The organism is Acidithiobacillus sp., assembly GCF_023255755.1.
Taxonomy (GTDB): Bacteria; Pseudomonadota; Gammaproteobacteria; order Acidithiobacillales; family Acidithiobacillaceae; genus Acidithiobacillus.
Genome location: NZ_JAGDVS010000113.1, coordinates 1 through 8,330, shown reverse-complemented (window position 1 = coordinate 8,330; position 8,330 = coordinate 1). Strand labels below are relative to the sequence as shown.

At 60.5% G+C, this 8,330-nt stretch carries 10 protein-coding genes; 2 read left to right on the top strand and 8 right to left on the bottom strand.

Annotation, left to right across the window (positions count from 1 at the left end; all coding sequences use genetic code 11):
• Positions 1 to 1,733, bottom strand: a 1,733-nt coding sequence (locus Q0C48_RS07835) for a ComEC/Rec2 family competence protein (RefSeq protein WP_291523154.1), incomplete at its 3' end; no start/stop codon positions are given.
• On the opposite strand from Q0C48_RS07835, the gene Q0C48_RS07830 reads away from it, so the two are divergent.
• The gene (locus tag Q0C48_RS07830; RefSeq protein WP_291523152.1) at positions 1,733 to 2,293 is read left to right on the top strand and encodes a DUF2062 domain-containing protein; all 561 of its coding nucleotides are present in this window, start codon (positions 1,733 to 1,735) and stop codon (positions 2,291 to 2,293) included. The two genes, Q0C48_RS07835 and Q0C48_RS07830, sit on opposite strands and share 1 nt — an antisense overlap.
• Here Q0C48_RS07830 and Q0C48_RS07825 read toward each other — a convergent pair.
• The 7 genes from Q0C48_RS07825 to Q0C48_RS07795 all read right to left on the bottom strand — a co-directional run bounded on the left by Q0C48_RS07825 (position 2,290) and on the right by Q0C48_RS07795 (position 7,627).
• Complete coding sequence (locus Q0C48_RS07825; RefSeq protein WP_291523150.1) at positions 2,290 to 2,985, bottom strand: ABC transporter ATP-binding protein; 696 nt, start codon at positions 2,983 to 2,985, stop codon at positions 2,290 to 2,292. The two genes, Q0C48_RS07830 and Q0C48_RS07825, sit on opposite strands and share 4 nt — an antisense overlap.
• The gene (locus tag Q0C48_RS07820; RefSeq protein ID WP_291523148.1) at positions 2,978 to 4,222 is read right to left on the bottom strand and encodes a lipoprotein-releasing ABC transporter permease subunit; all 1,245 of its coding nucleotides are present in this window, start codon (positions 4,220 to 4,222) and stop codon (positions 2,978 to 2,980) included. The genes Q0C48_RS07825 and Q0C48_RS07820 overlap by 8 nt, the downstream gene beginning before the upstream one ends.
• Entirely contained in the window at positions 4,219 to 5,709 is a 1,491-nt protein-coding gene (lysS, locus tag Q0C48_RS07815; protein ID WP_291523146.1) for a lysine--tRNA ligase, read from the bottom strand. The genes Q0C48_RS07820 and lysS overlap by 4 nt, the downstream gene beginning before the upstream one ends.
• A gap of 36 nt (positions 5,710 to 5,745) precedes the next feature.
• Positions 5,746 to 6,844 (bottom strand): peptide chain release factor 2 gene (gene prfB, locus Q0C48_RS07810; protein WP_291523156.1). Its coding sequence is split into 2 segments (ribosomal slippage): positions 5,746 to 6,768 and positions 6,770 to 6,844, totalling 1,098 coding nucleotides; the frame shifts between segments, so codons are not numbered across the junction.
• Positions 6,767 to 7,003, bottom strand: coding sequence for a hypothetical protein (locus tag Q0C48_RS07805; protein ID WP_291523158.1), 237 nt, complete (start codon positions 7,001 to 7,003; stop codon positions 6,767 to 6,769). The genes prfB and Q0C48_RS07805 overlap by 78 nt, the downstream gene beginning before the upstream one ends.
• 47 nt (positions 7,004 to 7,050) lie before the next feature.
• Complete coding sequence (locus Q0C48_RS07800) at positions 7,051 to 7,344, bottom strand: type II toxin-antitoxin system RelE/ParE family toxin (RefSeq protein ID WP_163095620.1); 294 nt, start codon at positions 7,342 to 7,344, stop codon at positions 7,051 to 7,053.
• Positions 7,331 to 7,627, bottom strand: a complete 297-nt coding sequence (locus Q0C48_RS07795; RefSeq protein WP_163095621.1) for a type II toxin-antitoxin system RelB/DinJ family antitoxin — start codon at positions 7,625 to 7,627, stop codon at positions 7,331 to 7,333. The genes Q0C48_RS07800 and Q0C48_RS07795 overlap by 14 nt, the downstream gene beginning before the upstream one ends.
• Positions 7,628 to 7,832: 205 nt before the next feature.
• Between Q0C48_RS07795 and Q0C48_RS07790 the strand changes: the two genes are divergently transcribed.
• Positions 7,833 to 8,084, top strand: coding sequence for a DUF29 family protein (locus tag Q0C48_RS07790; protein ID WP_163095623.1), 252 nt, complete (start codon positions 7,833 to 7,835; stop codon positions 8,082 to 8,084).
• The last annotated feature ends 246 nt before the right edge of the window (positions 8,085 to 8,330 follow it).

Genomic DNA, 8,330 nt, shown 5'->3' with positions numbered 1-8,330 from the left:
GCATCCACCCGCGTCACGCCCTGCTGGCGCAGCGCCGCCGTAAGCGCGAGGCCGCCGCTGCCGCGACTGGCCGCCTTCCAGAGATTTGCCGAGAAAATGCCGCTCTGCGATCCCTTCTGCCAGAACAGCAGCATGCCCGATCCCGCATCCAGGGCACGCAATTCCAGATCAGCGCTACCCCCGGCGGGGATCAGGAGCGGCACCATACCCAGCAAAGCCAGCCGCCGCCCCGGCCAGCCCGCCGGCAGGAAAAAGATGCCGAGTCCCAGCACCGCCGCCAGCAAGGCCCAGGTGCGACCAGTACCCGTGCTGATCCGGGCAAAAGGAATGTGCAGCAAAACACGGAGGAGCGCCGTCACCGCGTCCATTTCCAGCGCCACCAGATGAAAAAACAGGCGACTGAGGAGTTCCAGATCCAGCAGCGCGAACAGGGCGCCCAGCAAGGCCAGCGGCACTGCCAGCAATTCCACCAGCGGGATCACCAACACATTCGCAACAGGGGAGATCAGGGATACCTGTCCGAAGAGTCCCGCCAGCAGGGGCATCAAGGCGATGGAGACTGCCCATTGACTGCGCAACAGCGCACGCCAGCCGGCCTCGCCGTAGCCAATAGCCACCAGCGCCGCCACCGCGCCCAGAGACAACCAAAAACCCACATCCACCAGCGCGCCGGGGTTTTTCAGCGCAATCAGCAAGGCGGCCAGGGACAGCCCCTGCCAAGCATTGTTGGGGCGTCCCAGCAGATGGGCGAGTGCCGCTGCCGTGATCATCCAGGCGGCGCGCTCGCCGGGAATCTGCATACCGGCAAAACTGGCATAGGCCCAGGCCGCCGGAATACTGCAGAGGACCCCCACGGTCTGCGCTGGCCAGCGGGCGACCAGCCAGGGGACACGCCGCCACAGCCACTGACTGAGCCACAGGGCCAGTCCGGCGACCACGGCCACGTGGGAGCCGGAGATCACCAGCAAGTGGGCGGTGCCGGTATCCCGGTACACCTGCCAGATCTCTGGCGGGAGTTGGTTACCGACACCAATACTCAGCGCCTGCACGAAGCCCGCCGCTTCGCGGTCCAGGGCCATATTGCTGGCATGGAGCACCGCCTCACGGGCCGCCGCGATATCGTCCTGGAGATTCCCGCGGGAAACCGGTAACAGCCGGGCATCCTGCAGTCGCGCCACCCCGCCCTCCCCGGCCCAAAAACGCTGCCGGGCGAGGTCAGCAAAGGGACTGCCGGGCAGGCTGGCAAGAGACTCACTGTGCAACTGCAACTGCCAGCGTTGTCCGACTACGGGGACTTCCGGAAGATTACCGTGAACGAGAATGGTGTCAGGACGGGCGCCCAAAAGGGCCTCTGCCGACCAGTGCTCGGGCGCCACCAGAAAGCGATATTCCCGGCCCCCCAATTGGGGCATGGAGGCAATACGGCCCTCGACATTGAAATCCTGGCTCACCGGCCACTGTATGGCGAGGCGCAGATCGGCCTGCCAGATGCCCCAGGCAAAGGCCCCCGCCGCGACCGCCAGCAGCAGCGCGGGGCGCCATTTCCAAACCAGGAGCAGTCCGGCAAGCGCTATGGAAAGCGGAATCCACAAAGCCGGCAGTTGCCGGAAGCTGTGAAAAAACCCCAGCCCCAGTCCGGCGGCGATAACCCAAAGCGGCAGCGACGGCCAGGATTTGGCCCAGGGCAGCGGCTTGGCTACACTAGCCCCCTTACGACCCAGGAAATATTGCATTGCGCCTACCTGCATTCTGTCGCCTTCCCACCCGCGAGGACGTCCTCAGCAAACGTCCCTTGGGACGTTTTACCCATTATCTGGCCCGACCGGTACTGTGGCATCCCCATCGTCACAACGTAGCGCGCGCCGCAGCCATCGGCACCTTTATCGGCAGCCTGCCTTTTTTTGGCCATGTGCTGAGCATCTTACTCATCAGTCTCTGGCGTCGCGCCTATATTCCCGTCGGCGTCGTTATGCCCTTTGTAGTGACCGGCCCCCTCACCATCGTGCCCTTTTTCTTCGCATCCTATGAACTGGGGTTCTGGCTGCTCAACCAGTTGGGACTGGCCCCGGCCATCACCGTTCATTATGCGGATATCCACGCGATGGTCCATGGTCAGATCAGCATAATGGCCATGGGAGACCGCCTCTGGCACGCCTATCTGCTCACCTGGCTGGGCAGCCTCATCCTTGGCGGAGCGCTCGCCCTGATACTATACTTTGGAGTACTCGGTGGCTGGCGGCTCTGGATACTGTGGCGGCTGCGACGCCGTCGCCTGCACCGCAGCCGGTTTTAGTGCACAGCGTCCAGGGGCTGCAAGACGCCATCCTGCAGCCGGAGTACGCGCTCCATGTGTGCCGCCAGCGCCGGCTCATGGGTAACGATAACCAGTGCGGTGCCCAGCTCCTGATTAAGGTCGAGCATCAGTTGATGGACACTCTCCGCCGACTCGCTGTCGAGATTGCCGGTGGGCTCATCGGCGAGGAGCAGCGCCGGACGGGTGACCAGGGCGCGCGCCAGGGCGACACGCTGCCGTTCGCCACCGGAGAGCATTCCAGGTTTGTGACCCAGACGTTCACCCAGCCCGACGCGGGTCAGGATTTCCTTACCCCAAGGCTCTACGGAATGGCGCGGCACCCGGCGTATCAGTAGGGGGAGCAGGACATTCTCCAGCGCGGTGAACTCGGGCAGCAAACGGTGTAACTGATAGACGAAACCGACACTCTGATTGCGCAAACGGCTGCGCGCCGATTCGCTGAGTTTGTAGACCTCTTGCCCGAGGATCCGCACCACTCCCCCCGACGGGCGCTCCAATCCGCCCATGAGGTGCATCAGTGTGCTCTTGCCCTGCCCGGAGGCGCCGACAATCGCCAGACGTTCGCCACGGCGCACCTGCAGATTGATATCGCGGATAACCTCCAGGCGCTCGCGGCCAATGGCAAAGCTCTGCCGCAGATGCTCGACGGAAAGAATGATCTGCTCACTCATAACGCAGGGCCTCGGCAGGGGCGACGCGCGAGGCACGCCAAGAGGGATACAACGTCGCTATCCAGCTCATGATGAGCGCGGCAATGGCCACATGGATCACATCCCAGGGCTCCAGCTTGGAGGGCAACTGACTGATGGAATAAACCTCCGGCGAGATAAACTGGACGTGAAACAACTGCTCGATGGCGGGTACCAGGGTCGGAATATTCAATGCCAGCAACACCCCGAAGAAGACACCGAGCAGCGTGCCAAAGAGTCCGATGATCCCGCCCTGCACCATAAAAATCAGCATGATACTGCGCGGCGTTACGCCGATGGTGCGGAGAATGGCGATATCCGTTTCCTTGTCGGTGACCACCATCACCAGTGTCGCCACGATGTTGAAGGCGGCGACGGCGATGATGAGCGACAGGATCACAAACATCACCAGTTTCTCCATGGCCAGCGCCTTGAAGAAGTTCTCATGGGTCTGGGTCCAGTCCTGGATATAAAAAGCGGCACCGAGCTGTTGTTGCAAATGGGCGGCGAAGGCCGGGGCGGCAAAGGGGTCTTTGATTTGCATGCGCAGGCCCGTCACGCCCTGGTTCAGCCCGTAGAGCCGCTGCGCGTCGCCCAGATTGATATAGGCCATGCCGCTGTCGTAGGCGTAAATTCCGACGGAAAAGAGCCCGACCACCGTGAACTGGCGCAAGGCGGGGGTTACCCCCAGCGGGGTTACGCCGCCCTGGGGGGAAATCAGGGTGATCTTGTCACCTACGGTCACGCCCAGTTGCCGCGCCAGCGCACGCCCGAGGACGATACTCCAGGGGTGGGTCTGCAGGGACTGCAACTCACCCATTTTCATGTCCTTGGCCAGTTTATTGACGCGGCTTTCCAGCGCTGGATCAATGCCCTCGATGACCGCACCGCTGACCAGCCCGTCGTGAGAGAGCATGGCCTGCGCCTGCACGTAGGGCGCCACACCCGTCACGTCGGGAAGCGTGGAAAGGCGCTTTACCGCCGTCGGCCAGTCCAGCACCGGCACCCCGTTGCCCTGAATGATCACATCGGAGGTCACCGCCAGTATCCGCGAGCGCAGGGTATGGTCAAAACCATTCATCACCGCCATGACCGCGATGAGTGCCGCCACGCCGATGACCATGCCCATGATCGCCGTGCCGGTGATAAAGGAGATGAAGTGATTGCGACGCTTGGCGCGGGTGTAACGCAGCCCGATCCAGAGTTCATAAAACCTCATGACTGTTCCGGCCGCAAATGGGGGAAGAGAATCACCTCGCGAATGCTGGGCTGATCGGCGAGGAGCATGACCAGACGGTCAATGCCCAGCCCCACCCCTGCGGTCGGCGGCATGCCGTATTCCAGGGCGCGGATATAGTCGGCGTCGAAGAACATCGCCTCCTCGTCCCCGGCATCCTTGGCCTCGACCTGTGCCCGGAAGCGGGCGGCCTGATCTTCGGGATCATTCAACTCGGAGAAGCCGTTGGCCAGCTCGCGGCCGGCGATCATCAGCTCGAAACGATCCGTGACCTCGGGGTCGAGATCATTACGGCGCGCCAGCGGGCTGACTTCCAGGGGATACTCGGTGATGAAGGTGGGCTGCTGGAGATGGCCTTCCACCGTCTTCTCGAAGATTTCGATGAGACGCTTGCCCCAGCCCCAGGCGGGCTGACAGGGCAGGTGCAATTGCGCGAGCTTAGCGGCCAGCACTGCGGGGTCCCGCAGATCGGCATCCGCCAGATCGGGGTTATGGGCACGCACCGACTCCGTCACCGTCAAACGGTGGAAGGGTTTGCCGAGGTCAATCTCCAGCCCTTGATAGTTTATCGCCGTAGTGCCCAGGGCCGCCTGTGCCGCAGCGCGGATCAGGGTCTCGGTGAGGTCCATGGCGCGCACGTGGTCGGCGTAGGCCTCATACCATTCGAGCATGGTGAACTCGGGGTTGTGGCGGGTGGAAATACCTTCATTGCGAAAGTTGCGGTTGATCTCAAAGACCTGCTCAATGCCGCCCACCACCAGCCGCTTGAGGTACAGCTCCGGGGCGATACGCAGGTAAAGGGTCATGTCGAGGGCATGGTGATGGGTGACGAAGGGCCGCGCCGTGGCACCGCCGGGGACGGGCTGCATCATGGGCGTCTCCGCCTCATAAAAGCCGCGCTGGCGCAGACCATCGCGCAGAGCTGCCACCGTTTCGGCACGAATCTGGAAGGTACGGCGGGTGGCTTCGGTGACGATCAAATCGACATAGCGCTGGCGGAAGCGGGTTTCCGGGTCGGCGAGTCCGTGCCATTTTTCCGGCAGCGGGCGCAGGGCCTTGCTCAACAGTTGGAGGCCATGCACCTTGACCGAAAGCTCGCCGGTCTTAGTGCGGAACAGGATGCCATCCACACCGATGATGTCGCCGAAATCCAGGCCCTTGAAGCGCGCGTAGACCTCTTCGCCCAGGTTATCGCGACTGACAAAGAGTTGAATACGCCCGGACTGATCCTGAATGTCAGCGAAACTGGCCTTGCCCATGACCCGGCGGCTCATCAGCCGCCCGCCGAGCCGCGCCGCGATGGGTTCCTGCTCCAGGGCCGCGGCATCCATATCGCCATAACGCTCTTGCAGGTCGCCCGCCAGGGCATCGCGGCGGAAGCCGTTGGGATAGGCATGGCCTTCGCTGCGCCAGTGTCCCAGCTTGTCGCGCCGCACCTGCATCTGGTCATTCAGTTCCTGATCCACCATCCATCCTCTTCCTGCAAAATACCGAGTGACTACCGCTTACAATCCGGCCTTCAACGCCGCTTCAATGAACATATCCAGCGCCCCGTCGAGCACCTTCTGGGTATCGCCCACTTCGACCCCGGTGCGCAGATCCTTGATCCGCGACTGGTCCAGCACATAGGAGCGAATCTGATGCCCCCAGCCGATATCGCTTTTGCTGTCTTCCAGCGCCTGCTTCTCGGCGGCACGTTTCTGCATCTCCATCTCATAGAGTTTGGAGCGCAACATGCGCATGGCCTCGGCCCGGTTCTTATGCTGCGAGCGGTCGGTCTGACAGGCCACGATAATGCCCGAAGGCACATGGGTGATACGAATGGCTGAGTCGGTCTTGTTGACATGCTGACCACCCGCCCCGCTGGCCCGGTAGGTGTCCACCTTGAGGTCCGCCGGATTGATATCTACCTCGAAACTATCGTCAATCTCGGGGTAAACAAAGACACTAGCGAAGCTGGTATGGCGGCGATTGCCGGAGTCGAAAGGCGATTTGCGCACCAGGCGATGAACACCGGTTTCGGTACGCAGCCAGCCGAAGGCATGGTCACCGCGCACATGGATGCTGGCCGACTTGATGCCCGCCACTTCCCCCTCGGAGACCTCCACCAATTCCGCCGCAAAACCATGGGACTCGGCCCAGTGCAGATACATGCGCAGAATCATTTCCGCCCAATCCTGCGCCTCGGTGCCGCCTGCGCCGGCCTGAATATCCACAAAGCAGTTTGCCGCATCCTGCGCACCGGAGAACATGCGCTGAAATTCCAGCTTCTCGACCATAGACAGCGCGGTATCGAGATCCGCATCAACAGCGGCGAGGAGTTCTTCGTCCTGCTCGCTCAGGGCCAATTCCAGCATCTCGCCGCCATCGGCGAGGCTCGCGGTGAGCTTGTCCATGGGCGTGATAATGGCTTCCAGAGCAGACCGTTCGCGACCCAGTTCCTGGGCCTTTTCGGCGTTGTTCCAGATGGTCGGGTCTTCCAGCTCCCGTTGAACTTCCTCTAAGCGACCGCGCTTTTCTTCGAGGTCAAAGGTACCCCCTCAGGCCCGCGACACGGACCTGGAGATCTTCGTGCAGCGCACGCATCTCATTCACTTCTCTCATGATTCTTCCTTTTCCATCAGGCTGCGTCAGGACCATACCCGCGCGCACCCGGTTGCCCTGCACACAAAGGCCGTAATTATGCGCAGTTTCGGCGCTGATCTCCAGCAGTGTTTCGACTTCGTCGCAAGCGGCTGCGAGGACCAAAGCCCTTACAGTCACAGCCCCACCCGCCCTAACCTCAGTTAAACAAATCGGGATACCGTATTTCAGTCACCCTCTCGCACTGGCGGCCATTGCTGCGCGGCATGCAATACGCGCAGGATCACCACAGCGTGGGCGTCTTCGGTGTAAATCACTACATAACTCGACCGCACAACCATTTCCCGTGTGCCAGAAACCCGCCCAGCACGGTAGAGCATCGGATGCTCCAGCAGATTTGCGGCCTTGGCCTCAATGTCGTCTTTCAGGCGTTGGGCAGCATCCGGGTTGTCATCCGAAATATACTCGACAATCGCCAGTAGATCGGCGCTAGCCGCTTCCCGCCACTCAAGTACGAGCACGACGTTTCCTATCAATCAGCGATTGCACCTCATCCATAACCCGGCGATGCGGCACAGTCGGTCGCGTATCATCCAGCGCCTCATGCACCCTTTCCCGGAACCATGCGTCATAGGCATCCGGATCAGCTACCAGACCGACAGGCAAGCCGCCTTCCTTGGTAACGCGAGTGAGCAGGATGCGCACGGCATCCGAAATGGTCAGGCCGACGTTAGCGAGTTTCTCCGCCGCGTCGGCTTTCAGCTTGTCGTCCACGCGAACATGCAGCATTGAGGTTCGAGCCATCGGAATACCTCCAGGTACTATCCACGTTAGTGTATCTCATTAGAGAGACAAGCAACAGTTCTCCGAGAGGGGGTGATATGTTCGCCCTTGGTTTTGGGCGAGAAATAAGCGACGGGTTTGCCAAATCACATGGACTATAGGTGACTTGGCCACCTAAATTGAACTATGATTTTCTCATCGCCACATGTCGGCGGGAGGCATGACCATGGCAACAACGCTACAGCTTGAGCAACCGACAACGAATTTGTACGAGACTGACTTTACTTGCTTTGAAATTAGCGGAGTGCTCAAGGATTCGCCCAGCTTGAGGCGCTGTATTCCTGAAATGCTGGTTGATGCCTGGGCAAGAGCGAGAGATGAGGCAGAAGAGGAGACAGGCATAAAAGCGGATACCTTCCCTGAAGGTTGTCCTTGGGATGTGGATGGCAAGATTTTGTCTGGATGGCTTCCGGAGTGAGCAGCCTCATCGTAATACCTGGAAATGGACCTCAACGGAAAGCCATTAAGTCAAACAAAATCAATTCACTAGCTAATGCCCACCCAGTATCTAAGAGACACAATGACGCATCATGTCTGTAAAATTGAAGTCACAGATGGGTGTTGCACTTCAAACCATGCAACCATATTAATGAAACTTTGACAATAGATTGCAGGGAAGTTCGAAAAACTCCCCATTTCCAGTAAAATGTAGGGAGCCGATTGG

Excerpts from the sequence above, each read along its gene's own strand:
- Q0C48_RS07825 (WP_291523150.1), bottom strand. The coding sequence starts at position 2,985 with ATGAGTGAGCAGATCATTCTTTCCGTCGAGCATCTGCGGCAGAGCTTT.
- Q0C48_RS07795 (WP_163095621.1), bottom strand. The coding sequence starts at position 7,627 with ATGGCTCGAACCTCAATGCTGCATGTTCGCGTGGACGACAAGCTGAAA.
- lysS (WP_291523146.1), bottom strand. The coding sequence starts at position 5,709 with ATGGTGGATCAGGAACTGAATGACCAGATGCAGGTGCGGCGCGACAAG.
- Q0C48_RS07820 (WP_291523148.1), bottom strand. The coding sequence starts at position 4,222 with ATGAGGTTTTATGAACTCTGGATCGGGCTGCGTTACACCCGCGCCAAG.
- Q0C48_RS07790 (WP_163095623.1), top strand. The coding sequence starts at position 7,833 with ATGGCAACAACGCTACAGCTTGAGCAACCGACAACGAATTTGTACGAG.